This window comes from Bradyrhizobium sp. (assembly GCF_036009065.1).
Taxonomy (GTDB): Bacteria; Pseudomonadota; Alphaproteobacteria; order Rhizobiales; family Xanthobacteraceae; genus Bradyrhizobium.
In genome coordinates this window covers 1-22,333 of sequence record NZ_DASYMN010000314.1, presented here as the reverse complement: position 1 = coordinate 22,333, position 22,333 = coordinate 1, and the positions used below count along the sequence as shown (strand labels likewise).

General features: G+C 62.0%; 24 protein-coding genes and 1 pseudogene. 16 read left to right on the top strand and 9 right to left on the bottom strand.

Annotated elements, in window-relative coordinates; genetic code table 11:
• Nucleotides 1–93: 93 nt before the first annotated feature.
• Nucleotides 94–2,487, bottom strand: a complete 2,394-nt coding sequence (locus tag VGP39_RS19330) for a hypothetical protein (RefSeq protein WP_327569702.1) — start codon at nt 2,485–2,487, stop codon at nt 94–96.
• A 91-nt stretch (nt 2,488–2,578) separates the two neighbouring features.
• Between VGP39_RS19330 and VGP39_RS19325 the strand changes: the two genes are divergently transcribed.
• The 5 genes from VGP39_RS19325 to VGP39_RS19305 all read left to right on the top strand — a co-directional run bounded on the left by VGP39_RS19325 (nt 2,579) and on the right by VGP39_RS19305 (nt 7,396).
• Nucleotides 2,579–3,355 carry a glycoside hydrolase family 19 protein gene (locus VGP39_RS19325; RefSeq protein WP_327569701.1) on the top strand — a complete coding sequence of 259 codons (777 nt, stop codon included), beginning with the start codon at nt 2,579–2,581 and terminating at the stop codon, nt 3,353–3,355.
• A gap of 304 nt (nt 3,356–3,659) precedes the next feature.
• Nucleotides 3,660–4,232, top strand: coding sequence for a 3TM-type holin (locus VGP39_RS19320; RefSeq protein ID WP_327569700.1), 573 nt, complete (start codon nt 3,660–3,662; stop codon nt 4,230–4,232).
• 90 nt (nt 4,233–4,322) lie between these two features.
• Complete coding sequence (locus VGP39_RS19315) at nt 4,323–4,994, top strand: response regulator transcription factor (protein ID WP_327569699.1); 672 nt, start codon at nt 4,323–4,325, stop codon at nt 4,992–4,994.
• A gap of 286 nt (nt 4,995–5,280) precedes the next feature.
• Nucleotides 5,281–6,708 (top strand): ATP-binding protein, encoded by a 1,428-nt coding sequence (locus VGP39_RS19310; protein ID WP_327569698.1) that lies wholly within the window; start codon nt 5,281–5,283, stop codon nt 6,706–6,708.
• 364 nt (nt 6,709–7,072) lie between these two features.
• Nucleotides 7,073–7,396, top strand: a complete 324-nt coding sequence (locus VGP39_RS19305) for a helix-turn-helix domain-containing protein (protein ID WP_327569697.1) — start codon at nt 7,073–7,075, stop codon at nt 7,394–7,396.
• Nucleotides 7,397–7,543: 147 nt separating this feature from the next.
• Here VGP39_RS19305 and VGP39_RS19300 read toward each other — a convergent pair whose 3' ends face one another.
• Both VGP39_RS19300 and VGP39_RS19295 read right to left on the bottom strand, forming a co-directional pair.
• Nucleotides 7,544–7,840 (bottom strand): BrnA antitoxin family protein, encoded by a 297-nt coding sequence (locus tag VGP39_RS19300; RefSeq protein WP_327569696.1) that lies wholly within the window; start codon nt 7,838–7,840, stop codon nt 7,544–7,546.
• Nucleotides 7,833–8,084: a BrnT family toxin gene (locus VGP39_RS19295; RefSeq protein WP_327569695.1), complete on the bottom strand. Its 252-nt coding sequence runs from the start codon at nt 8,082–8,084 to the stop codon at nt 7,833–7,835. The genes VGP39_RS19300 and VGP39_RS19295 overlap by 8 nt, the downstream gene beginning before the upstream one ends.
• 136 nt (nt 8,085–8,220) lie before the next feature.
• Between VGP39_RS19295 and VGP39_RS19290 the strand changes: the two genes are divergently transcribed.
• The 6 genes from VGP39_RS19290 to VGP39_RS19265 all read left to right on the top strand — a co-directional run bounded on the left by VGP39_RS19290 (nt 8,221) and on the right by VGP39_RS19265 (nt 14,507).
• A complete protein-coding gene (locus VGP39_RS19290) occupies nt 8,221–8,679 on the top strand; it encodes an RT0821/Lpp0805 family surface protein (RefSeq protein ID WP_327569694.1) in 459 nt (152 codons plus the stop codon).
• A gap of 153 nt (nt 8,680–8,832) precedes the next feature.
• A complete protein-coding gene (locus tag VGP39_RS19285) occupies nt 8,833–10,233 on the top strand; it encodes a hypothetical protein (RefSeq protein WP_327569693.1) in 1,401 nt (466 codons plus the stop codon).
• 64 nt (nt 10,234–10,297) lie between these two features.
• Nucleotides 10,298–10,561: a hypothetical protein gene (locus VGP39_RS19280; protein ID WP_327569692.1), complete on the top strand. Its 264-nt coding sequence runs from the start codon at nt 10,298–10,300 to the stop codon at nt 10,559–10,561.
• Nucleotides 10,562–10,705: 144 nt separating this feature from the next.
• On the top strand, nt 10,706–11,812 hold the full coding sequence (gene ccmI, locus VGP39_RS19275) for a c-type cytochrome biogenesis protein CcmI (RefSeq protein WP_327569691.1): 1,107 nt from the start codon (nt 10,706–10,708) through the stop codon (nt 11,810–11,812).
• 221 nt (nt 11,813–12,033) lie between these two features.
• Nucleotides 12,034–12,528: a cytochrome c maturation protein CcmE gene (gene ccmE, locus VGP39_RS19270; RefSeq protein WP_414644734.1), complete on the top strand. Its 495-nt coding sequence runs from the start codon at nt 12,034–12,036 to the stop codon at nt 12,526–12,528.
• Nucleotides 12,525–14,507, top strand: a complete 1,983-nt coding sequence (locus tag VGP39_RS19265) for a heme lyase CcmF/NrfE family subunit (RefSeq protein WP_327569690.1) — start codon at nt 12,525–12,527, stop codon at nt 14,505–14,507. The genes ccmE and VGP39_RS19265 overlap by 4 nt, the downstream gene beginning before the upstream one ends.
• Before the next feature lie 5 nt (nt 14,508–14,512).
• Here VGP39_RS19265 and VGP39_RS19260 read toward each other — a convergent pair whose 3' ends face one another.
• Nucleotides 14,513–14,941 (bottom strand): helix-turn-helix transcriptional regulator, encoded by a 429-nt coding sequence (locus VGP39_RS19260; RefSeq protein WP_327569689.1) that lies wholly within the window; start codon nt 14,939–14,941, stop codon nt 14,513–14,515.
• A 539-nt stretch (nt 14,942–15,480) separates the two neighbouring features.
• Between VGP39_RS19260 and VGP39_RS19255 the strand changes: the two genes are divergently transcribed.
• Both VGP39_RS19255 and VGP39_RS19250 read left to right on the top strand, forming a co-directional pair.
• Complete coding sequence (locus VGP39_RS19255; RefSeq protein ID WP_327569688.1) at nt 15,481–15,972, top strand: cytochrome c-type biogenesis protein; 492 nt, start codon at nt 15,481–15,483, stop codon at nt 15,970–15,972.
• A gap of 304 nt (nt 15,973–16,276) precedes the next feature.
• Nucleotides 16,277–16,717, top strand: a complete 441-nt coding sequence (locus VGP39_RS19250) for a Panacea domain-containing protein (protein WP_327569687.1) — start codon at nt 16,277–16,279, stop codon at nt 16,715–16,717.
• A gap of 35 nt (nt 16,718–16,752) precedes the next feature.
• On the opposite strand, the pseudogene VGP39_RS19245 reads toward VGP39_RS19250, so the two are convergent.
• The 4 genes and pseudogenes from VGP39_RS19245 to VGP39_RS19230 all read right to left on the bottom strand — a co-directional run.
• Nucleotides 16,753–17,480: pseudogene (locus tag VGP39_RS19245) on the bottom strand (nucleotidyl transferase AbiEii/AbiGii toxin family protein); the annotation flags it as partial.
• Nucleotides 17,473–18,069: a DUF6088 family protein gene (locus tag VGP39_RS19240; RefSeq protein WP_327569686.1), complete on the bottom strand. Its 597-nt coding sequence runs from the start codon at nt 18,067–18,069 to the stop codon at nt 17,473–17,475. The pseudogene VGP39_RS19245 and the gene VGP39_RS19240, both read right to left, overlap by 8 nt.
• Nucleotides 18,070–18,222: 153 nt before the next feature.
• The gene (locus VGP39_RS19235) at nt 18,223–19,197 is read right to left on the bottom strand and encodes a tripartite tricarboxylate transporter substrate binding protein (protein ID WP_327569685.1); all 975 of its coding nucleotides are present in this window, start codon (nt 19,195–19,197) and stop codon (nt 18,223–18,225) included.
• A complete protein-coding gene (locus tag VGP39_RS19230; RefSeq protein ID WP_327569684.1) occupies nt 19,194–19,334 on the bottom strand; it encodes a hypothetical protein in 141 nt (46 codons plus the stop codon). The genes VGP39_RS19235 and VGP39_RS19230 overlap by 4 nt, the downstream gene beginning before the upstream one ends.
• A 139-nt stretch (nt 19,335–19,473) precedes the next feature.
• Between VGP39_RS19230 and VGP39_RS19225 the strand changes: the two genes are divergently transcribed.
• The 3 genes from VGP39_RS19225 to VGP39_RS19215 are packed head-to-tail and all read left to right on the top strand — an operon-like array spanning nt 19,474 to nt 21,794.
• Nucleotides 19,474–20,784, top strand: a complete 1,311-nt coding sequence (locus VGP39_RS19225; RefSeq protein WP_327569683.1) for a DUF5107 domain-containing protein — start codon at nt 19,474–19,476, stop codon at nt 20,782–20,784.
• Nucleotides 20,774–20,923 (top strand): hypothetical protein, encoded by a 150-nt coding sequence (locus VGP39_RS19220; protein WP_327569682.1) that lies wholly within the window; start codon nt 20,774–20,776, stop codon nt 20,921–20,923. Before VGP39_RS19225 ends, VGP39_RS19220 begins: the two co-directional genes overlap by 11 nt.
• Before the next feature lie 46 nt (nt 20,924–20,969).
• Entirely contained in the window at nt 20,970–21,794 is an 825-nt protein-coding gene (locus tag VGP39_RS19215) for an MBL fold metallo-hydrolase (RefSeq protein ID WP_327569681.1), read from the top strand.
• Between the two features lie 259 nt (nt 21,795–22,053).
• Here the strand turns inward: VGP39_RS19215 and VGP39_RS19210 are convergent.
• Nucleotides 22,054–22,333, bottom strand: a 280-nt coding sequence (locus VGP39_RS19210) for a hypothetical protein (protein ID WP_414644732.1), incomplete at its 5' end; no start/stop codon positions are given.

Below are 22,333 nucleotides of genomic sequence, written 5' to 3'. Positions count from 1 at the left end.
CCTTGCTCGTTGCTCCGATCTTCCGATCTAAATCCTAACAGCCTGTCAAGCAACCCCTTCTGCAGTCCCGCCAGTTGACCCGGCAGGCAAGCGTCAGCCAAACTTTGCCGACCGGGCGCCCGGTCGCAGTGCGCTCGATGCCAGTCTGGAACAGCCGTAAAGGAGGGCGATGACCCAGAACACATGGGCCAGCCAAGCGAAACGCGCAAATGGCAGGAACTCCAGCCTGACCAGGCGCGCATTGGCGGGGATCACCACGCCCTGAAAGAAATCCTGAACCCGAATTGTGCGCGCGGCTTGCCATCCCGAAGCGGTCCTGACCGAGGCGCGCCAATAGGGATGATACTGCTGGCTCAGCGTCAAAACCGAATCCTTATCCGGATAATCGTGAAGCTCGAATTCCAGTGTGTCGCCTTCGTTGCTGGTCCTGGTGGGCCGAGTCCCCTCGCGGCCGGCCAGGGAGAAGTCGTCGAGCCCGGCGCCGGTTGCGGTCGTTGACTGGAAGCAGCACCCCATGCGCTCGAGGACGCGATAGAGGTGGAGCGCCCCTTGAGCGCCGACGCTTTCGAGATTCGGATGAAGGATCGGCGTCGGCGAGATCACCAGGCCGATGTTGCTCATCCAGAACACCTGACTGCCGTAGTCGGGGGCGATCATGTCATTCCATCGCCCGTATTGCTTGGTTTCTCCGCCGAGTTCACGGAGCAGCCTCTGATATTGACGCGACGACAGGCTATCGTAGCCGTGAACCGACGCGACGCCAAAAATAGCGTTCGAGTTCGGAGGCAACAGGGCTACGCCCGGGGCGATCAGAGCGATTCGTGCTCCGGGGGGGGTTGCCGCCATCACCGCGTCGACCGGATCCGAATTCCGCATCACCTCGTTCGCGGGAAGCCGCAGCATCAGAGGGAAGGAAATGAAAACGCCGGTTACGATCAACGCCGCGATCAGGGCGAAAGACCCGAGCGGCCACACCAGCGTTCCGGCAAGAAGCAGGACCACGGCTGCCGTTGTCAGCGCCATGCTCCACCTGATCGGCAGCCCGGTGCTCCAGTAGAAGCCCAGCACAACGGCGAAGCTGAGCGCGGTTGCAAATATCGACATCCTGGCCGCCGCTGTCCGCGAGCCGGATTGCGGGACAAGCGCGTTCACGGCGTAGGCCGAAATGATGGCTAGCGGCAGGAAGATAGTACCCAGAGGCGAGCCGCGCGAGAGATTAAAGCCGAGGTGACGTATGCCAAATTCGTAAAGCGGATGAATAAACCCAAATGCGCAGATCATGACGATCGCCAGCCACCAGCCCCACGTCTCTCGCGCGCATCGCAGCAAGCCAAAGAAGGCAAGGAAAAGAACGACCGGCGTGATGCTCAGCCCGTCATAGGGAAACGGGAAGGATGGCGCGACCGGATTTGCGAGCAGTTCGGGGAAGGTACCGAGCGAGAAGATGCGCAGCAGCGCAGCGATGGAATCGATGCTCGGCAGCACCGTCACGAAGAATGACGGGTCGGTCGCGATGCGAGAGGAGCGCGCGACGGTGTCGGCAATGTCGAGGATGACGGGTGCCGAAAGCAAGATCCCGCTTACGCCGAAGACAGCGACAGTGCCGAGATATTTGACGGCCGAAGCCGTGCCTGCGGATTTCCGGCGCCGGTTGAAACTCCAGAGCAGATATCCGGTCAGCAGGTAAGCGTTGAAAACAACCGCTTGGGGGTAGGCTACGATGAAAAGGCTGTAGCAACTGAAAGCGAGAACGGCGCCGCCCGCTACATCGACCTCCCTCCTTGCCATGCGCGCCAGCGCATATAGCGCCCCGGCGGACCAGCAGAGGGTGGCGGGAAACATCGGGAAGGTCAGCCAATACATCAGGAGCGGCGCTGAAGCGGCATTTACCGCGGCAATCAGCCCGGCGAGAGGCTTCAAAGCCAGTTCCTTGCACAGGAACAGCAAAAACAGCCCTGTCAGGAAGCAATAAGCCAGCGACATGACGGTCAGCAATCGAGCCGGATTGCCGGTGAACTTCAAAACAACCCAAGCCGGGAAATAGACGCTGCTGAAACCGCCATGATAGAGCGGCCGGCCCATTTCGTTGTTGCTGGTCCACAGCGCAAGCCAGCCCGACCGCGGGCCTTGCATGTGGTTCTGAATTTCCGGGATGAAGAAGTGCCAGTAATCCGAGAACTTGGCGTTCTCGAGATACGCCGACGGTGTGGCAAGCGTCCCTGCTTCTCCAGCGAACCGGTATGGCGCAACGACTTCGCCAAACATCCAGAACGGATGGGTCAGTGCCAGGAACAGAGCGACGTAGATTGCCAGCGCGCGTCCGAAGGTCAGTTCACGACCCATCCAAGCGACCGGTCCGAGGCCTCTGAACTGGAACCCATCGCGGCCAGGATGGAGCGCTGGCATCCTCGATAGCGCAGGGATGATCCCGCCATCGCGGCGGCTGGGCCGCTGGCCGTCATAGTGATCCGGAGCAGGCGGCATCATCGCCTCTCCTACCCTGCAACTTTTCCGCGAACAAGCGCTGAACTCAACTTTTCGGCCGCTTGGTGGCGGCTTTTTTTTATGGGAAATCAAAATGTCAGCCAACGCAGCCGTTTTCGGCGAGGCATTGTCGCGCCTGTGGCCCAATGGAGACGCAAAGATACCCGGCCTGCGCGCGGGGATCATCGCCAGCGCGCCGGTGGTGTTTGCGAAATACGGCATCACCACGCCGCTGCTGGCCGCCCATGTCATGGCGCAGATCAGTCACGAATGCGGCGGCGGGCATGATGTGGTCGAGAACCTCAACTACACGGCGGGCCGCATGATGCAGGTGTGGCCGTCGCGCTTTCCGGCCATGGCGATGGCGGCGCCTTACGCCGGCAATCCGCGCGCGCTCGCCAACAAGGTCTACAACGGCCGCATGGGCAATGCCGTTGGCTCCGACGACGGCTGGAATTTCCGCGGCCGCGGCGCGGTGCAGACCACGGGGCGCGAAGGCTATGCGCGGCTTTCGAAGGCAACCGGGCTCGATCTCCTCAACCATCCCGACCTCGTCAATGATCCCCCGCGCTTTCTCGAATGTGGCGTCGCCGATTTCATCCTGTGCGGCTGCCTGCCGTTCGCCAAGGCCGACGACGTGCTGGGCGTCACAAGGCGGCTGAACGGCGGCACCGTCGGCCTCGCGCAGCGCCAGATGTGGCTCGCAAAATGGAAGGCGGCGCTCGGCTCGGCGCCGATGGTGCTTGCGCCGGCAGCGGGAAGTACGCGCAAGCCCGCGTCGGTTTCGCCAGCACGGCCGTCCGCAATGAAACCGCAGTCCATGCTGGTGCGATTCCTCGCCGCGATGGTCACCGCATTCCGCGGGAAGTGAATGTGAAGGCCGAGCCCTGCTGGACTCAACACATCTGCCACCAATCACCACCGCCGTCATCCTGAGGTGCTCGCCGTCTTCGGCGAGCCTCGAAGGATGGACCACAAGCGCTCGCGGCCATCCTTCGAGACGCCGCGCAAGCGCGCGGCTCCTCAGGATGACGGCAGAATGTGCGGTTCGAAAAACCGCTCCGCTAGAGCCATCCGCTGCACTGCGTTCGGGGCACCAGGGTGAGATTTATCGCCGCGCCGATCGCGAATTCGGGTGAAGTGATCACGTTCAAACGCATAAAGGGACCACTATGATGGACTGGAGCGATCTTGCAAAACAAGTCATCTCATTGGGCGCGCCGATGCTGGGCTCGGCGCTCGGCGGTCCGCTCGGCGGCGTGGCCGGTGAAATCCTCGCCAAGGCTGTCGGCTCGGTGACACCGACGCCGGCGGCGGTGCAGACCGCGTTGCCGGCGGCCGATCCGGCGAAACTTGCGGAGGCCGAAGCGCAATGGGCGGAAATGATCCGCGCCGAGGCCGAGACGCAACGCACCGCGATTTCCGAAACCCAAGCCACCATCCGCGCCGAGATCGCCTCCAGCGATCCGGTGCAGCGCTGGTGGCGGCCGGCCTATGCGTTCGAACTCACGCTCGAATGCGCCGCATTGTGGCTGGTGCTGGTGCACGAATTCTGGACCGGCGATATCGCCACCATCAACGCGCTGGTCGGCGCCACCACATTGCTGGTGGCCTATTGGGGATTCCGGTTCGGCGTGCTCGGCGTCTATATTTCGGGCCGCACCCGCGAAAAACTCAGCGCCGCCACCGGCCAGGACACCCCCGGCGCCATCGAAAAATTGCTGAAGGCAGTTGTGAAGAAAAAGTAACCTTCGGGGTTATCACTTGTTCATGGAGCATTCACGCGCGGTGAGGCTCATGTGGATGGCAACTGTGTCATTCAAAACGCGGAGACCATCTTGCGCCTGCTTGTCGTCGAAGATGACCCCGATCTCAACCGTCAGCTGACGACGGCGCTGACCGACGCCGGCTATGTGGTCGATCGCGCCTTCGACGGCGAGGAGGGACACTTCCTCGGCGACAGCGAACCCTATGACGCCGTGGTGCTCGACATCGGGCTGCCGAAGATGGACGGCATCTCGGTGCTGGAGGCGTGGCGGCGCAACAAGCGTATCATGCCTGTGCTGATTCTCACCGCGCGGGACCGCTGGAGCGACAAGGTGCAGGGTTTTGACGCCGGCGCCGATGACTACGTCGCAAAACCGTTTCACCTCGAGGAAGTGCTCGCCCGCATCCGCGCGCTGCTGCGCCGCACCGCCGGCCACGCGCAGTCCGAGCTGACCTGCGGGCCGGTGTCGCTGGATACCCGCACCGGGCGGGTCAGCGTCTCCGGCAACCCGATCAAGATGACCTCGCACGAGTACCGGCTGCTGGCCTATCTGATGCACCACACCGGGCGCGTGGTGTCGCGCACCGAACTGGTCGAGCATCTCTACGACCAGGACTTTGACCGCGATTCGAACACCATCGAGGTGTTCGTCGGCCGCATCCGCAAGAAGCTCGACGTCGACATCATCCAGACCGTGCGCGGCCTCGGCTACCTGCTGACGCCGCCGACCGACGCGCACTGACGGCTTTTTACCTCTCCCCGCTTTTTCGCGGAGAGAGGTCGGATCGCTCTTGCGATCCGGGTGAGGGGCGAGGCACCGCATTCGAACGGAGTGCGGAATTTGCGGGTCGCACATTACGCCGGTCCGGCCCGACAGGCTGCAAACCTTGCAAGCGCAGTGCCTCGCCCCTCACCCCAACCCTCTCCCCGCGAAAGAGCGGGGAGAGGGGGCTTTCCGTGCGCGCGGCGCCGCTTCATGTTCACATCCAGGCTGTAATTCTGCTGCGCTTTGGTTCAGAACTGTCTTGATGGACACCCGGCAAAACCAAAGAGAACTTGCAAACCGCCGCACCAGCTCGCTCGCCACGCGGCTGTTCGTTTCGGCGACCGCATGGGTGGTGGTGATCCTGCTGATCACCGGGATCGTGCTGTCGTCGGTGTATCGCGCCGCCTCCGAGCGCGCCTTCGACCGCCGGCTCAACCTTTATCTCCGCACGCTGGTCGCCGATGTCGCAACCCCGGATGATCCGCCGGATCACCAGATGCAGTCGCTCGGCGAGCCGCTGTTCGAACTGCCGCTTTCGGGCTGGTACTGGCAGGTCACGCGCACTGATGGCGAGAAGCCCGACATACGCGCGTCGCGCTCGCTGTGGGACAAGAAGCTGCCGAAGCTGGAGGAGCGCGGCATCGGGCTGACGGCCGCCGGCATCCGTATCGGCTATGTCGACGGCCCGGAAGGGCAGACCCTGCGCATGGTGGAGCGGCCGGTCGATCTCGGCGCCGACGGCAAGTTCCTGGTGATGGTGGCCGGCGACGCCAGCGAGATCTTCGAGGAAACCCGCGCCTTCGACTACTATCTCGGCGGCACCTTTGCGGCGCTGTCGATCGTGCTGGTGCTGACCACCATCTTCCAGGTCCGCTTCGGCCTCGCGCCGCTGAAGCGCATTTCCGATTCCATCGCCGACATCCGCTCCGGCCGCGCCGAGCGGCTGGAGGGCGTATTTCCGGTCGAGATTGCGCCGCTGGCGCGCGAGACCAATGCGCTGATCGACGCCAACCGCGAGATCGTCGAGCGCGCGCGCACCCATGTCGGCAATCTCGCCCATGCCATCAAGACGCCGCTGTCGGTGATCGTCAACGAAGCTTCCGCGCGCAGCGGCGATGCGTTTGCCGAAAAGGTGCTGGAGCAAACCCATGTGATGCGCGACCAGGTGGCGCATCATCTGGAGCGCGCCAGCATCGCCGCGCGTCTCACCATCATCGGCACCGTCACCGAAGTGGCGCCGGCGATCGACGCGCTGCGCCGGACCATGGAAAAGATCCACCGCGACCGCGGCATCGTCATCGAGGTCGAGGCCGACATGTCCGCAAAATTCCGCGGCGAGCGCCAGGACATCGAGGAGATGGTGGGCAATCTGGTCGACAACGCCTGCAAATGGGCGGAGCAGCGGGTGTTCATCGAAGTGCTGGTGGAGCGGGCAGGCGCGGCGGTGCGAGCCGGCGGGGAGGTCGAGCCGATGCTGCGCATCGTCGTCGACGACGACGGCCGCGGCCTGTCGCCGGCTGAGCGCGCAAAAGTCTCGCGGCGTGGGCAGCGGCTGGATGAATCCAAGCCGGGCTCGGGGCTCGGGTTGTCGATCGTGGTGGACCTCGCGGCGCTGTATGGCGGGAGCCTGACGCTGGGCACCGCGCCGATCGGGGGATTGCGGGCAGAGCTGGTGCTGCCGGGGGTGTAACGTCCAGCTCTGGCGCTGCAACAATAAATTGATGTCCAAGGTTGATAAGGATGTTGACGTTACTACGTGAATTACGTACAAATGCATGTTACGTGAATCACGTAGTAAATTGAACTATGCACACACGGGTGGCTGCCGGAAGGTGAGAATTGCTGGACGCGGAAGGAGCAAGAGCGGTGGCTACAGAACAATTACGTTTTACTCAGGGGAAGCAATGCCGATCTACCTCATCACTGTCTTCTCGAAAGGAGAGAAGTCAACCCTGGCAGTAAAGAGGCGGCGGCGTTGAAGGTGATAACAAAGAACATCGTGGCCGAGCATCAAAAAAGGTTATCCGGGCTAACGAATAGAAAGGTGCAGTAGGATGAGCAAGAAGGCATTTGACAGGATCGCGGCAGGTCTCAATGAGGCTTTGGAAATTGCGCGCGGGAATGCGAAGCCAAGCAAGCTCTATGTTCCCCCGGAAATAAGCGTCCGTGAAATTCGCAAGAAGCTAAATCTATCACAAGACGATTTTGCCGCAGAATTCGGTTTTACCATCAATCAAATCCGAGATTGGGAGCAGGGCCGAACTCGGCCCCTTGGGGGTCTGCGAGCGTACTTGATGCTTATCAAGAGCGATCCGCAGGCCGTATTGCGACTTCTACGCAATAGCACCGCCAAAAAGCGGGCTGCGAAGGCCGCTTGATTTGAACCGAAAGACTTAGATGCTCGCCCCTGTTTGGGGCGGGCTGGTTATCGTCCAAGTCTCAGTTTTTTCGACTGTAATGGTCCCGACGAGTTAATCCGAGAGATTAACCGCGCCCATTTACGTGGACGGAGCGCGACTCAAAATTCACTTGATCTTGTTGATCCGCCGCAAATCCGCGTCGATCCGCGATTGCCAGCCCCGGCCCTTCGCCTTGTAGGCCTCGATCACTTGTCCCGACAGCCGCAGCGACACCAGCTTCTTGGTCGGCGCCTTATTGGGGCCGCGTCCCCGGCGGATCGAGGCTGCAAGCTCCGGGAACACTTCGGCGAACGGTTTTGCCTTGGCCATTTGTTCGTCCGTCAACTCAGGACTTTGAACGTCGTCCCAATCCTTTTTGGTGTAGCCTTGGCCCGGCTTGAATTTCTTCTGCACTTTACCCATCGATTAATTTCCGTTCTTTCCGACTGGCCGGTCGCATGCTGATAACGCCGAACGCTTCGGTCCCCAGCTCAACGAACACCACGAGGATGATGCCGTTGTGATGACGACCGACGGCAGCCAGGCGATCGAACTTCGCCGGGACGATAACCGAGCTTTCAGAGAACGCTTCGTCCAGATCGGCGAAATCCATCTCGTGGTTCGCGATGTTGACGAGGCGTTTCGGTTCGTCCCATACGATCCGCATGGAATTATTATGTAGCTACAACTTAACCGGTGTAAACACAAGTTTGACGCGCATGGCGGCTGCCCCGTTCCCGCCCGAATTCTGCCCTTTCTTGGCACACTCGGGTCGCATCCCGCATCGCCCCTCCGGAGCCCGCATGATCGATCCAAAGCCGGTGCTGCTGCTCGCAACCGCGCTGGCGCTTGGCGGGTGCGATCTGACGTCGAAAAGCGGGGCGAGCGAGGGTCCCTCGGCCAATGCCTTCGGCGGAAACGGCGCTTCGGCTGATCGCACCGCAGCGTCCAACGCCCTGACCAATGCCGAGCTCGGCCGGCTGATCGGCCTCAAGATCGGCGCCGCGCTCAATGATGACGACCGGCGGCTCGCCTATGAGGCCCAGATCAAGGCGCTGGAAAGCGGCTCGCCCGGCGCGCCGATGCCGTGGCGGAACCCGGCTTCCGGCCGCTACGGCAACATCGTTCCGGGTCCGGCCTACGACCGCAAGGGCGCGCAGTGCCGGGGCTACTCGCATTCGGTGACCATCAACGGACAGCTCGAGATCGCCCGCGGCACCGCCTGCCGCAGCACCGACGGGGTCTGGAGCGCGGTCGGCTAGAACTCAGCACCGTCATGGGGCGCATGGCTCGCGCCCCGGCAAGGGCGGCCTTTTCCCTGTTGTTCCTCAACGGCTTCTTAACGCCGGCCCTGTTATGACACCCGGCGGACGCGTTTTGGCGTGGGTACGGGCATGGGCGGCTTTTCGGATCGCATGAGCCAGACATCGACCGAGCGGCTGAGGGACTATCTCGCGCAGCTTCCGCCGCAGGCGCAGGCGCTGCTGATGCGGGAGTTCGAGCGCGCCATCGAACGCGGCGAGGACGTCGCGGTCGCCGCCTTCGTGCTCGAGCAATTGCGCAAGGTCGTCCGCGGCGCGAATGGCGAGGCGCGGCCGCGCACCGACGATCCGGCGCGGCTCACCTTCCGCACCCTGGAGCCATTCCTGGTCGAAGGTAATTTGCCGGTCCGCCCGGGCCAGATCCGGCGCGCGTCGCTATTGCCGATCTGGCAATGGCTGATTCGCGACGGCGCGCCCGACGCCTTCAAGGAATTCGAAACGGCGCTGGCCAATTTAAGGGAATCCGCGACCGCGTCCGATCTCGACAGGCCGGTGCGCAAATTCCAGCTCGCCGCCGCCGAGGCCATCGCCAGGATTGCGACGCCGGTGCCCGGCGGCGACGCGCCGCGCGCGCTGGCCCGCGTCGGCCCTCCCAACGTGATCGAGGACATGCTGCCGATCGGCGCCGTGCTGAGCGCGCACGAAGCGCTCGACACGCTGGACGACCGGCTGCCGAGCTACTTGCGGATCTTCGCGGATTCGCAGCTCGCGTCGGTGCTGGCCTCGCTCAATGTTCCCACCTTGCAGACGCCATTGGTCTTGCCGTTCGCGCTGTCGCTGGTGATGCAGCGGCTGTCGGCGCCGTGGCAGATCATCCGCCTCGCCATCAAGATCGCCGCGTCCGACGACGAGATCCGCGTCGCCGCCACCTCCTATGGCGTCGCCGTCACCATGGCGCTGCACGATCTCTCCGTCATCGCGATGAGTCTGCGCGCCGACATCAAGCGTGGCCAGTTCAATGACGTCGCCGAGCGCCTGAAAACCATCCATGACGGGGTGCGCGGCCTTCGCACCGAACTCGACCTGCGCAACGACTCGCCATGGGGCAAGCAGCTGACCTCGCTGCGGGCCGATATTTCCAACGCGCTGCAATCGGAGATCGACAGCGTTCCGGGCCGGGTCCGGCGGCTGCTGCGCCAGCGCGCCGACAAGGATATTTCCGCAAGCGCCAGGCTCGACCCGTCGGAGGTCGACGAAACCGCGGACCTGATCGATTTCGTCGCGGTGTGCCGCATTTATGCCAGCGAGCTTGCCATCAACGAGGTGACGCTGCGCACCTTTTCCGACCTGCAGCATTACGTCGAGCATTCCACCGAGGCGCTGGTGCAGTCGCTGCGCGGCGGCGAGCAGCGCGCCCGCGCATTCCGGCAGCAGCAGGTCAAGGCCGCGATCCGATTCTGCGACGTGCTGTTCGGCCACGATTATGCATCGCTGATGAGCCGCGCGGCGGAAAACGCGCTTGCCGGCGAGCGCAAGTCGACGCGGACGGGCTAATCACGAACGCGTTCCATTCGCGTTTCTGGTTGACCGTATGGCGGAGGGGATTTAACGTCCAGTCATGAGTGATCCCGTCCTCAATTTTGTTAGCGTTCTCGGACATCAGGTCAATGCAGGCTGCGAGAATTTCCCGCAAGGCTCCCGTGTTGTCATCGTGAACAAGACCTCGGGCGCGACAATGCCCAGCCCCGTCACGCCGGCCTCTGGCACTGCTCCGCTCGGCATCAATCTTCCGGATGATTTTCCGTCCGGCGACTATTATCTGAAGGGCCTGGATAAGGACGGCGGCTACCTCGCGCAGAGCGTCGAATTTTATTTCGGATAGCAAACAGCGCCTGTTTCCTGATATCTGCAGTTTTTCCCCGCCGTTGCTACCGCAATTGTCAATTGCGCACGTCTGCCCCCCGTGGTGTAAACCGGCGCATCGGCGCCGCCCGTTGTGGCGGCGTTGCAATGGAATTTGGCCTTCATGACGCTGTGGTTTGTGTTCGCGCTGATGACGGCTGCCGCGGTGTTCGCCGTGCTGTGGCCGCTCGGGCGTGGCACGAAGCTGCAACGCCAGGGCAATGAGGCCACCGTCTACAAGGACCAGCTTGCCGAGATCGAGCGCGACGTTTCTGCAGGCCTGATCGGGCCGTCCGAAGCGGAGGCGGCGCGGGTCGAGATTGTCAGGCGTCTGCTGGCGGCTGATGATGCCGAGCGCCTCGCGCCGTTCTCGGCCAACACCACCTTGCGCCGCGCGGTGGCGGTGATCGCTTTTGTCGGGCTGCCGATCGCGGCGGGTGCGCTCTATCTGCCGCTCGGCTCGCCGCGCCTTCCTGACTTTCCGCTTTCCGAACGCGCGCAGGCGCCGGCGGCGTCGCAGCCGCTGGACAATCTGGTGGCGCAGGTCGAAGCGCATCTGGAGAAAAATCCGACCGATGGCCGCGGCTGGAACGTTCTGGCGCCGGTGCTGGCAAGACTCGGCCGCTTCGACGATGCGGTTCGGGCGTATCGCAACTCCATCACCCATAATGGCGACAGCGCCTCGCGACGCGCCGATCTCGGCGAGGCCATTGCGGCTGCGGCGGGCGGCGTGGTCACATCGGAAGCCAAGACCGAGTTCGAGCGCGCCATTGCGCAGGACGCCGAGGAGGCCAAGGCGAACTATTTCCTGGGCCTCGCCGCCGAGCAGGACGGCCGCACATCCGAGGCCGCGTCGATCTGGCGCGGCATGCTGGCGAAGGCGCCACAGGCGGCGTCGTGGCGTCCGCTGGTGCTGGCGGCGTTGGCGCGGGTCGGTGGCAGCCCCGCAGCGCCTGTTCTGTCCGACGACACCATCGCGGCTGCCAAGGACATGACCGAGACCGACCGCAGCGCCATGATCCGGGGCATGGTCGATCGGCTGGCGAGCCGCCTGAAGCAGAACGGCGACGACGTCGAGGGATGGCTGCGGCTGGTGCGTGCCTATATGGTGATGGGCGACCGCGACAAGGCGAAGGGCGCCAGCGCGGATGCGCGCCGGGCCGTGGCGGGTGACGGGGAGCGGCTGCGGGCGCTGAACGAGGGGCTGAAGAATCTTGGATTGGATGGGTAGATGCGGGTTGCGAATGCAGGGCCAGAGCGCACTGTCTCTTCACCTCTCCCCATCGGGGAGAGGTCGGATCGCGGAGCGATCCGGGTGAGGGGGAATGGTCTATCGGTAGGGCTTAACCCCTCACCCGGATCGCATCTTGCGATGCGATCCGACCTCTCCCTTCGGGAGAGGTGGCGCACTGGTTCCGTGGCTACGGCGTCGCTTCGCATGGGTGGGCGAGCATGACGCGCAGGCAGCGGCGGTTGACGATGATCGGCGGGTCGCTCGCGGTGCTGGCGCTTGCGGCGGTGCTGGTGCTGAACGCGTTGCGCGACTCCATCGTGTTCTTCTCGACGCCGTCGATGGCGGCCGAAAAACAGTTTCCGGCGGGCAAGCGGTTCCGGCTCGGCGGCCTGGTCGAGAACGGCTCGCTGGTGCGCGGCGATAATCTCGCGGTCAGTTTCAAGGTCTCGGACCGCAGCGCGACATTGCCGGTGACCTATAAGGGAATTCTTCCCGACCTGTTTCGCGAAGGGCAGGGCGTTGTCGCCGAGGGCGCGCTCGATGGCGCGGGCGTGTTCAAGGCCGACACCGTGTTGGCAAAACACGACGAGACCTACATGCCGAAGGACGTCGCCGACGCGCTGAAGAAGCAGGGACACTGGAAGGACGATTACGAGAAGAAGACGCCCGGTATGCCGGGCTCGCCGCAGGCGAGCCAGGGAGCCGCAAAATGATCGCGGAGGCCGGACATTATGCGCTGGTGCTGGCGCTGGCTTTGGGCCTGATCCAGTCCACCGTGCCGATTTTGGGCGCGCGGTTGCGCGATGGCGCGCTGATGAATGTCGCGCGCTCCACGGCGCTGGCGCAATTGCTGTTCGTGCTGGTCTCGTTTACGGCGTTGGTGATGCTGCACGTCACCTCGGACTTTTCCGTCGTCAACGTGTTCGAGAATTCGCATTCCCTGAAGCCGCTGATCTACAAGCTCACCGGGGTGTGGGGCAATCATGAAGGCTCGATGCTGCTGTGGGTGTCGATCCTGGCGTTGTTCGGCGCCCTGGTCGCCGCGTTCGGCAATAACCTGCCGCTGTCGCTCCGCGCGTATGTGTTGGCGGTGCAGGCGTGGATCGCATCCGCCTTCTATCTGTTCATCCTGATCACCTCGAATCCGTTTCTGCGCATCGCAAGTCCGCCGATCGAAGGCCGCGACCTCAATCCGGTGCTGCAGGACATCGGCCTCGCCGTGCATCCGCCGATGCTCTATCTCGGCTATGTCGGTTTTTCGATTTCGTTTTCGTTCGCGGTCGCGGCGCTGCTCGAAGGCCGCATCGACGCGGCATGGGCGCGCTGGGTGCGGCCGTGGACGCTGGTGGCGTGGATCTTCCTCACCCTCGGCATCGCGATGGGCTCGTACTGGGCCTATTACGAACTCGGCTGGGGCGGCTGGTGGTTCTGGGATCCGGTCGAGAACGCCTCGCTGATGCCATGGCTCGCCGGCACCGCACTCTTGCATTCCGCTGTCGTGATGGAGAAGCGCAACGCGTTAAAGGTCTGGACCATCCTGCTAGCGGTCCTGACCTTCTCGCTGTCGCTGCTCGGCACTTTCCTGGTGCGTTCGGGCGTGCTGACCTCGGTGCATGCCTTCGCCACCGATCCGACGCGCGGCGTGTTCATCCTGTTGATCCTCTGCATCTTCATCGGCGGCAGCCTTGCGCTGTACGCCTGGCGCGCCTCGGCGCTGAAGCAGGGCGGGCTGTTCGCGCCGATCTCGCGCGAGGGCGCGCTGGTGCTCAACAACCTGTTCCTCACCACCGCCTGCGCCACCGTGTTCATCGGCACGCTGTATCCCCTCGCGCTGGAAGTCATCACCGGCGACAAGATTTCGGTCGGCGCGCCGTTCTTCAATCTCACCTTTGCGCCGCTGTTCATCCCGTTGATGATCGCGGTGCCGTTCGGGCCGCTGCTGGCGTGGAAGCGCGGCGACCTCGTTGGCGCTGCGCAACGGCTGATGGCGGCGGGCATCGCGGCGCTGATCGCGATCGCGGTGCTGTGGGCATGGACGCGCGGCGGCGCCGCGCTGGCGCCGCTGGCGATTGGGCTTGCTGTTTTCGTCATTGCCGGTGCGCTCAGCGATTTGGCTGAGCGCACCGGCTTTTTTCGTATGCCGCTGCCGGTCGCGATGCGGCGTGCGCGGGGACTGCCGCGCTCGACCTGGGGCACGGCCTTCGCCCATGCCGGCGTCGGCGTGGCGTTGATCGGGATCGTCTGCGAGACCACGTGGAACAGCGAATATATCGGCTCGATGAAGCCGAATGATGTGGCAAACATCGCCGGTTACGAACTAAAACTCGACGGCGTCACGCAGCGGCAGGGGCCGAACTTTCGCGAGCAGATCGCGCAGTTTTCGGTCAGATCAGACGGCGCGCCGCGCGGCGTCATGACGCCGTCGAAGCGCAATTTCACCACCCGGCAGTCGTCCACCACGGAAGCCGCGCTGCTGACCCGTGGCTTCAGCCAGCTCTATGTCTCGCTCGGCGAGACATCGGGCGAGGGCGCGATCGCAGTGCGGATCTATCACAAGCCGCTGGTGCTGCTGATCTGGTTCGGCCCCGTGCTGATGGCGTTCGGCGGCCTGTTGTCGCTGTCCGACCGGCGCCTGCGAGTCGGCGCGCCGAAGCCCGCCAAGGCCGCGCGCGGATTGCAGGCGGCGGAATAGGGCATTCAGCGGCCGCGGCTCCGCTTCATTTCCGCGACGCTCCGCTTGGAGTTGGCGAAACGCTGTGGGTTGGCTTCCCGTGCTGAAACCGCAATTGGCGCCAGCAAATCGAAAGGCACCTTGAGAAACTCGGCAATCTTCCGATGCAGTTCGAATGGCCCCTTGCGTTTACCGTTCTCAAGATCGGAGAGATAGTTCTGGGTGATCTGGACGCTTTCAGCCGTGGCGAGTTCGGCTTGAGTGAGCCCGCGAAACTGACGCAGCACCCGAATCGGATTTTCACCGTGCGCAAGACGATCGACGGTGTCCTTCGGCAGCAGCGGCGCGCCGCCAGCGATCTCTTTTTTCGCCCGCGCAACCAGGCGCGCGGTGCCGGCGTCTTCTTCGACTTCGCTTTCAAGGGTCTTGAGACGTTCGTATTCCGCACGCGGCATGATCCACCATCTCATCGAGTGATTAGGTCACTTCCCTTTTTGGTAAGTTCGAAGAGTCCGGGTTTGGTCGTTCCAAGCGTAACGCAGCCAGCCCTCAACATAGCCTTCATCACCGCACGATCTGGATGCATTAAGCCGCGATCCAATGGAATTCCCGACCCGTAGAACATTGGCCCGGCGATCTCGGCGTATGCACGCAAATAGGCTATGGATCGAGGGCTATCGAAGGGCGGACAGGTCTCATCGTTTTCAAGCCACCAAGATTCATGTTTGCCCTCTGAATTTGGTGTTTGGCTCGCTCGCTTGTTGGTTGATGCTTCTTTGCCGTCGAACTCCAGGCAAAGGCTGTTCAAGATATTTCTCGCTTCTCGAAAGGTTTTCCTTTTAAAGGTCGGTGGCATTTTGGACATCATTAGATCAAAAGCGCTCCGAGAATGCGCTTGATGAATTGTTGCGAAGAAGCGGCGTTGATCATAATACAGCTTGGTCTCACTCTAGCCTAGCCGTATCGTCAGCAAGGGCCTAGCTGGAATCTGGCAATGAGATTAATTGGGTTCATCTTGCTTGCATTCATATGGCTGGCTTCTTTGCCCTCCGCCCATGCTGTGCAGCCCGACGAGATCATGTCGGACCCCGCAAAAGAATCGCGCGCCCGTGATCTGTCGCGCGAATTGCGCTGCATGGTGTGCCAGAACCAGTCGATCGACGATTCCGAGGCGCCGCTGGCGCGCGACCTGCGCCTCTTGGTGCGCGAGCGCATCGCCGCCGGCGACAGCGACGCCCAGGTGATCGTTTTTTTAGTGGCGCGTTATGGCGAATTCGTGCTGCTGAAGCCGCTGCTGAAATCCCACACCTTGCTGCTGTGGCTGCTGCCGCCATTGGCGCTGGTGGGCGGCGGGCTGGCGCTTTGGACGCACACCCGGCGGCGGTCGAAAGCCGCGGTGGCGGATGAGTCGTTGTTCAAATTGAGCGCCGATGAGGAAGCGCGGCTAGAGCGGCTGACCGCAGCGGAACCGGAAAAGCCGGTTTAGCTTGGCTCGTCATTCCGGGTCGCAAGTGCGCGAACCCGCGCACCGCTCAGCTCTGCGGACCACGCCAACGGTTGCGCTTAGGATCGTTGAACGTTTGGACGATTGGCGACACTAAAATGCCATGCTCACTTTGGAAACCAATGGGCCGATCCGCGTAATCGAAAATTCGAAGTGAATTCAGGGCAGTAGCCCAAATTACGATAATTTTACAACAATTGTTGTAAATCAGCCACAATTAACTAGTTATTAACCGTGGTATGGCAGCTAGTAGTAGCAACGCTACCGAGTCGGAAAGGAGGACGCCATGACGCATGTGTGTGACGTCGCCAAGTACATTCTGAAAAACCAGGGTGCCGTGTCGGCGTGGAAACTCCAAAAGCTGGTCTACTATTCTCAGGCATGGTCTCTGGTTTGGGACGGCCGCCCTCTTTTCGACGAACGGATTGAGGCTTGGGCCAACGGTCCCGTTTGCCCCGATCTGTATGTTCAGCATCGCGGACAATTCTTGGTCTCTGATATCAAGTACGGCGATGCCGCCAAACTCGATAAGGACGCCCAAGAGACTGTGGACGGTGTGCTCAGTTATTACGGCGATAAATCGCCTCAGTGGCTGAGCGACCTCACGCACGCAGAGGCTCCGTGGAAGGATGCTCGTGGCGATCTCCCGTCCGGCGCATCTTGCCAGCGCGAAATCACCCAAGAGGCCATGGCAGCCTATTACGAAGCGCTGCCCCCGGCAGCTTAATCGCCAATGGGAAAAAAGCCCCGCAAGGCAGTTAATGCCACTTCGGCTATGCCGGCATCGTCGAGTCTTACGAGATCATGCCAGTGACGTGCAAAGCGTTCGCCCCGCAATTTGCCCTGAACGCAAAACACATGAATCGCTGTCGCCTTTTCCCAAAAGGTGCGTTCTGCTTTCATGGTCCGCGGTTGGGCGGTTGGAAATTCCAGCTCCTTTAGATAGGCGGCCGCGTCGCAAACCACGTCGTGAATCTGGCTTGGCTCTCCAGTCGACCTTGCGCCGTATTCCAGCATTACTGAAGGACTGACATAACCACTGCCGGTTTCCAAAGGAGCGTATGTCAGGTAGAGCTTGTCGAAGTCTTGCGTTACTTCGGCTTTCAATTTCTCAGCTGCGAGGCGCTGTACGATCGTTGGAAGGGCTTTGTCCTTAATCCAGATCGGGAGTCGTTCGCGTACTAGTTCGCTCCAGCGCTTACTCTGGCTCCGGTTTTCGGGAACCGGATTGCTATCCGACGACTTTACGACGTCGGGAGCAATTGCCCTGATATCGTAGGTAAGATCGACGTCTTCAGAGAAACGGCGAATTGCGCCGTATGCTTTTGATAATGACGTGCCGCCCTTGAAGACGAGATGCTCCCCTAACGGCGAGTGAAACAGAGCGTTTAGGCACCAAGTAGATGAGGTGGTCGACCGGAGTTCGAAGCGGCAACACCGAGCGCCTCTCGGCGCTCGGTGTCCGGTAGATTCAAAAATTTATCAGGCATATGTCGGCAATGCGCTGATCGATGGGGCGAGCCAACCCGGAAGCGAAGATGCCACTGTCTTGAGTTTGCAAATCTCCTCAGAGGGCAGATTTTTCTGCAAGATACGCAAAGCTCCTTTTGCCGCGTTCGGCCCAACCCATGCAAGTGCACGAAGCACCTCGCCCGCTGGGCTGCCAGCCAATGCAAACTGCCAGCGCGGAGCATGCTTCAACTCGACAACCTGCTTCCCCAAACGAAGCTGACTTGAAGGACCCGACGTCAAATAAACCCGGCGCACAGGCACTTGTGACGTCAAGCCAAGCCGATTAGCAGCAGCAGCACCGCTCGAAACGATGGTCTCGCTGCTTTGAACTGCCATCGCCTCAACGACCTTTTCAACCGACGGCGCTCTTGTGCCGAAGCGACTTTCGACGGGTCGCAGATACATTCCCCGTCTCGCACGCAACAGCTTTCCACGCCCCGCAAGACGCGACAACGCCTGATCCACAGCCGCACGTTTCCCAAGATGCAACAGAGCCTTAGCGGCTATCGGTGCACCTTCGGGGAGGCTCTTGGTTTCTTCCAGGATCTGCGTGCTCAGGTGGGTCATGTTCTCTTTCGCTACTGTCAGAAATATAAAGTAGCTTCTGACAGTTGACAAGTTGACGAGTTATTTAAAATTATACAGTGATATAAACGGGTTACGTAAATATGGTTATTTTCAGTCCTAGGGGCATCTGTTGAAGGTTAGCCCTTAGCCGCCCTAGTTGCCGAGCTTGATGCCGGCATCCTTGATTACTTTTGCCCATTCGGGCGTTTCCTTCTTGATGATCGCGGCAAACTCGGCCGGCGTGTTGCCGACCGGCTCGAGGCCGAGTTCGTCGAATTTCCTGCGCACCTCCGGCACGCCCAAGGCCTTGACGGTCTCAGCGTGCAATTTATCCAGAACATCCTTCGGCGTGCCGACCGGCGCGAGCAGGCCGAACCACGGCACGGCCTCGAAGCCGGGAAAGCCGGATTCCGCCATGGTCGGCAGGTCGGGGGCCAGGCCTGAGCGCTTGCGCGAGGTGATGGCCAGCGCGCGCAATTTGCCTTCGCGCGCCAAGGGCAACACGTTCACGATATTGGCGAACGACATGTTGACCCGGCCGGAGAGCAGGTCCGGCATCAACGCCGTGCTGCCGCGATAGGGCACCGCTGCGATATCGAGCTGCGCCATGTATTTGAACAATTCGGCGCCGAGATGCTGCGACGTGCCCACACCCGCATGGGCATAAGTGAGCTTGCCGGGCTGCGCCCTGGCGAACGCCACCAGCTCCGCCACGGTCTTGATCGGCGACTCGATCGGAACGGCCAGCACGTTGGCCGCGATGAATACCTGCGAGATCGGCGCAAAATCCTTGACCGGATCGAATGGCAGTTTTTCGTACAGGCTGGGATTGATGACCAGCGACGGATTGCCGCCCATCAGCAGCGTGGCGCCGTCGGCGGCCGCCTTGGCGACGCGATCGGTGGCGACGTTGCTGCCGGCGCCGGGAACGTTCTCGACCACGAACGGCGTGCCCCAGACTTCCGAAAACCGGTCGGCAAGAATGCGCGCCGCAAGGTCCGGCGCCGTGCCGGGCGTGAAACCGACCAGGATTTTCACCGGCCGGTTCGGATAAATCGATTGCGCCGATGCCGTCTCTGCCGCGAGCAGCACTCCTAAGGCGGCGAACAGGGTCGCAACGAGCTTCATCGTTCCCTCACCTGTCCGGTTTCCCGGCCTTTGCCGTCGGGCTTGACGGCAAGTGTGACACCGGCGAGCAGCGCCTGCAAGGCGGTGCAGATCGCGAGGCGGCTGCCAGCAGCCGCGGCACCGGTCAGCGGGACCATGGACTCCAAGCACTGGATATTTGTCGACGTCTGATTTGCGCCGCGGCGCGACATATCTGTAGATTGCAAGCGGCCAATACGGCTGTTTGCGGCCTCCCCACAACGCGCCTGTCCCTCCTGCTCCTGCGAAGGCACGTAAATGGCAACTCATGCTCCCTCGCGCACCCGTGTCCGTCTCGCGGTTGCAGTACTTTCGGCGCTCTGTGCGTTTCATGCCGCCGTGCCTGCGGCCTCGCCGCTGGCCGACCGGGTGTCTCTCGGCGAGTCGACGATGACGTGGAGCACCGTCAACTACGCGACGGATGCGGAGAACGGATTCGTCTTGGGGTCGCTCGACAAGAAAACCATCGTCGATCGCACATTCAAGATCCGCGTGCTGGAGAACCGTTATCTGAAGGTAGCGTTGCTGCCCGAATTCGGCGGACGCATTCTTTCCATCATTTACAAGCCGACCGGCCACGAACAGCTTTATCGCACGGAAGTGGGCGTGCCCTACGGGATCAAGGGCGACACTTTCTATTACGACTGGCTGATGGTGGTTGGCGGCATCTTCCCCACCTTTCCGGATGCCGAGCACGGCAAGACCTGGCTGAAGCCGTGGGATTTCAGGATAGTGAAGCAGAGCGCCGGCGAAGTGACGGTGTCGATGTCGCTCAAGGACGATTTCGCGTATTCCGCGGCGCCGGGTAAGTTCAGGAGGGGTTTTACGGGCATCGAAGCGACCTATTATGTGACGCTGAAAGCGGGTCGCGCCGCGCTCGATGCACGCATGGTGCTGAAAAATCCGCAACCCAGGACGATCCGTTACGAATACTGGACGTGCACGACGCTCGCGCCGGGATCGGACCCGAAAAATCCCAGAGCCACCGGCGGCGCCGAAATCATCGCGCCGATCGATGCCTACCGCACGCCCGCCTGGTCGGCCAATCTGTCCGGCGGCGACCAGAGCCTGGGCATGGGCAACAGCCGTTTCGAGAAGCTGCGCTACTTCAGGAACTGGCCGTCGGCGGGCATCGCCTACGCGGCACCGGATATGCGGGCTAGGAATTTCTGGGGCGTGATCAACCACGACAACGATGAGGGGATCATCCGCATCGTCGACAATACGGTGACGCCGGGCCTGAAAATGTGGACGTGGGGATTTCCGTCGTTTACCGACGAAACCGACCCACGCGAGGATCCGAACCCGGCGCGGCCGTACGTCGAATTGTGGGCGGGCGTGTCGGACGAGTTCTTCCACAGCGCCGAGTTTCCCGCACTGGGTGAAGTGTCGATTCCGGAAACCTACAGCCCGACCGTCGGCATGAGTAACGTGACGCATGCGAACGAGAACATCCTGATTAACCTTACGGCCGAGGCGTCCGGCGTCAATCTTCAGTTCTTCAGCATCGAACCGGCGACGCCGCCTGCGCATCACGCTGAAACGCGGGGATGCGGTATTGTTCGATGACGCCGTGAAAGCCGATCCGACCAACGGAAATCGCATTTCCGCTGCGATTCCTGCCGGCAGCAGCGGCGAACAGGTCCGGCTGACGATCGGGACCGCGGATGGTAAAGATCTGATCGCGGCCGAGACAAAACTGAAATGAATTGTGACGCAAGTTCCATATTATTGCCGACCAAACGGAGGAGATCATGCCGGCGTTCATCTGCTCGACCTGCGGTACGCAGTATCCGCCAAGCGAATCTCCGCCGGCGCGTTGCCCGGTGTGCGAAGATGAGCGCCAGCACATCCCGCCGGAGGGGCAGTCGTGGACGACGCTGCAACGCCTGCGGATTTCGCACCACAACGGATTCCGGCAGTACGAGCCGGGCCTGATCGGCATCGGCACCACGCCGAGATTCGCCATCGGGCAGCGCGCGCTGCTGGTGTGTACGGCGCAAGGCAACATTCTCTGGGATTGCATCTCGCTGATCGACGACGCCACGGTCACGCTGATCAACGGACTCGGCGGACTGCGCGCGATCGCGATTTCACACCCGCACTTCTATACCACGCTGGTCGACTGGAGCCGGGCGTTCGGGGATGTGCCCGTCCATCTCCACGCCGACGATGCGAAGTGGGTGAGGCAGCCCGATCCCTGCATAAAGTTCTGGCAAGGCGAAAGGTTCGAACTGCTGAGCGGTGTCACGCTGGTACGCGGCGGCGGCCATTTCCCCGGCGGAGCGATGCTGCATTGGGCGGCGGGAGCCGAGGGCAAGGGCGTGGTGTGCTCGGCGGACATCGCCATCGTCAACCTGGACCGCAAGTCCTTCTCGTTCATGCGCAGCATTCCGAACTTCATTCCGCTTTCCGAACATGGCGTTCGTGCCGTCGCGACGGCGCTGATGCCGCTGGCGTTCGATCGGGTCTACAGCCATCACTTCGAACGGGTGATGCATTCGGGCGCGAAGCAGAACCTGGCGAATTCGGTGGAGCGCTACGTTGCGGCCATCGGCGGCGCCTATGACGGCGCGTGATGGTGCGCGTAGCGTGGGCAAAGGCGCTTTTGCGCCGTGCCCACCATCTTGATCCGGAAGCGGCGCTAAATGGTGGGCACACCACCGGACGCTTCGCGTCCGGCCGCTTTGCCCACCCTACCGGTTCTATGATCGCCGGTGAGCGCGAGAAAGGCCCGGTTCGGACAAGCGGGACCAGCTCAATCGCCGCCGTTGCCCAGTACAAGAGGGCCTGAGGGTTGCCGAAAGTACCTACTTTGCTTTGGCATTGCCCCAAGTGTCACAGCGGCATGTTACGAAACTGTTCAGCGCGCCATTGCAAGGCCGCTTTCAAATCCTTGTCACGGACCAGCTCGTCAAATTGCGTTCCGACTTCAGTCTTGCTCGCATAAAGGGCGATGAACATATCGACATTGCTTTCCATCGCCGCGCGCAGACCGGCCATTTCCGCGCCCCGATTGATAGAGAGTTTTGCTGAACGAAGAGCCTCGGGAGCGATCAGAGCCATGCGGTTTGCGTAATTCATGGTTTTTTCTTCGAGTTCAGCCAGCGGCACTACC

Bases quoted from the DNA above. Each gene is read 5' to 3' on its own strand.
- VGP39_RS19330 (WP_327569702.1), bottom strand. From the start codon at position 2,487: ATGATGCCGCCTGCTCCGGATCACTATGACGGCCAGCGGCCCAGCCGC.
- VGP39_RS19290 (WP_327569694.1), top strand. From the start codon at position 8,221: ATGATCGATCCAAAGCCGGTGCTGCTGCTCGCAACCGCGCTGGCGCTT.
- ccmI (WP_327569691.1), top strand. From the start codon at position 10,706: ATGACGCTGTGGTTTGTGTTCGCGCTGATGACGGCTGCCGCGGTGTTC.
- ccmE (WP_414644734.1), top strand. From the start codon at position 12,034: ATGACGCGCAGGCAGCGGCGGTTGACGATGATCGGCGGGTCGCTCGCG.
- VGP39_RS19320 (WP_327569700.1), top strand. From the start codon at position 3,660: ATGGACTGGAGCGATCTTGCAAAACAAGTCATCTCATTGGGCGCGCCG.
- VGP39_RS19230 (WP_327569684.1), bottom strand. From the start codon at position 19,334: ATGGTCCCGCTGACCGGTGCCGCGGCTGCTGGCAGCCGCCTCGCGATC.
- VGP39_RS19295 (WP_327569695.1), bottom strand. From the start codon at position 8,084: ATGCGGATCGTATGGGACGAACCGAAACGCCTCGTCAACATCGCGAAC.
- VGP39_RS19240 (WP_327569686.1), bottom strand. From the start codon at position 18,069: ATGACCCACCTGAGCACGCAGATCCTGGAAGAAACCAAGAGCCTCCCC.
- VGP39_RS19260 (WP_327569689.1), bottom strand. From the start codon at position 14,941: ATGCCGCGTGCGGAATACGAACGTCTCAAGACCCTTGAAAGCGAAGTC.
- VGP39_RS19255 (WP_327569688.1), top strand. From the start codon at position 15,481: ATGAGATTAATTGGGTTCATCTTGCTTGCATTCATATGGCTGGCTTCT.
- VGP39_RS19250 (WP_327569687.1), top strand. From the start codon at position 16,277: ATGACGCATGTGTGTGACGTCGCCAAGTACATTCTGAAAAACCAGGGT.
- VGP39_RS19305 (WP_327569697.1), top strand. From the start codon at position 7,073: ATGAGCAAGAAGGCATTTGACAGGATCGCGGCAGGTCTCAATGAGGCT.
- VGP39_RS19280 (WP_327569692.1), top strand. From the start codon at position 10,298: ATGAGTGATCCCGTCCTCAATTTTGTTAGCGTTCTCGGACATCAGGTC.
- VGP39_RS19235 (WP_327569685.1), bottom strand. From the start codon at position 19,197: ATGAAGCTCGTTGCGACCCTGTTCGCCGCCTTAGGAGTGCTGCTCGCG.
- VGP39_RS19285 (WP_327569693.1), top strand. From the start codon at position 8,833: ATGAGCCAGACATCGACCGAGCGGCTGAGGGACTATCTCGCGCAGCTT.
- VGP39_RS19265 (WP_327569690.1), top strand. From the start codon at position 12,525: ATGATCGCGGAGGCCGGACATTATGCGCTGGTGCTGGCGCTGGCTTTG.
- VGP39_RS19310 (WP_327569698.1), top strand. From the start codon at position 5,281: ATGGACACCCGGCAAAACCAAAGAGAACTTGCAAACCGCCGCACCAGC.
- VGP39_RS19300 (WP_327569696.1), bottom strand. From the start codon at position 7,840: ATGGGTAAAGTGCAGAAGAAATTCAAGCCGGGCCAAGGCTACACCAAA.
- VGP39_RS19325 (WP_327569701.1), top strand. From the start codon at position 2,579: ATGTCAGCCAACGCAGCCGTTTTCGGCGAGGCATTGTCGCGCCTGTGG.
- VGP39_RS19215 (WP_327569681.1), top strand. From the start codon at position 20,970: ATGCCGGCGTTCATCTGCTCGACCTGCGGTACGCAGTATCCGCCAAGC.
- VGP39_RS19225 (WP_327569683.1), top strand. From the start codon at position 19,474: ATGGCAACTCATGCTCCCTCGCGCACCCGTGTCCGTCTCGCGGTTGCA.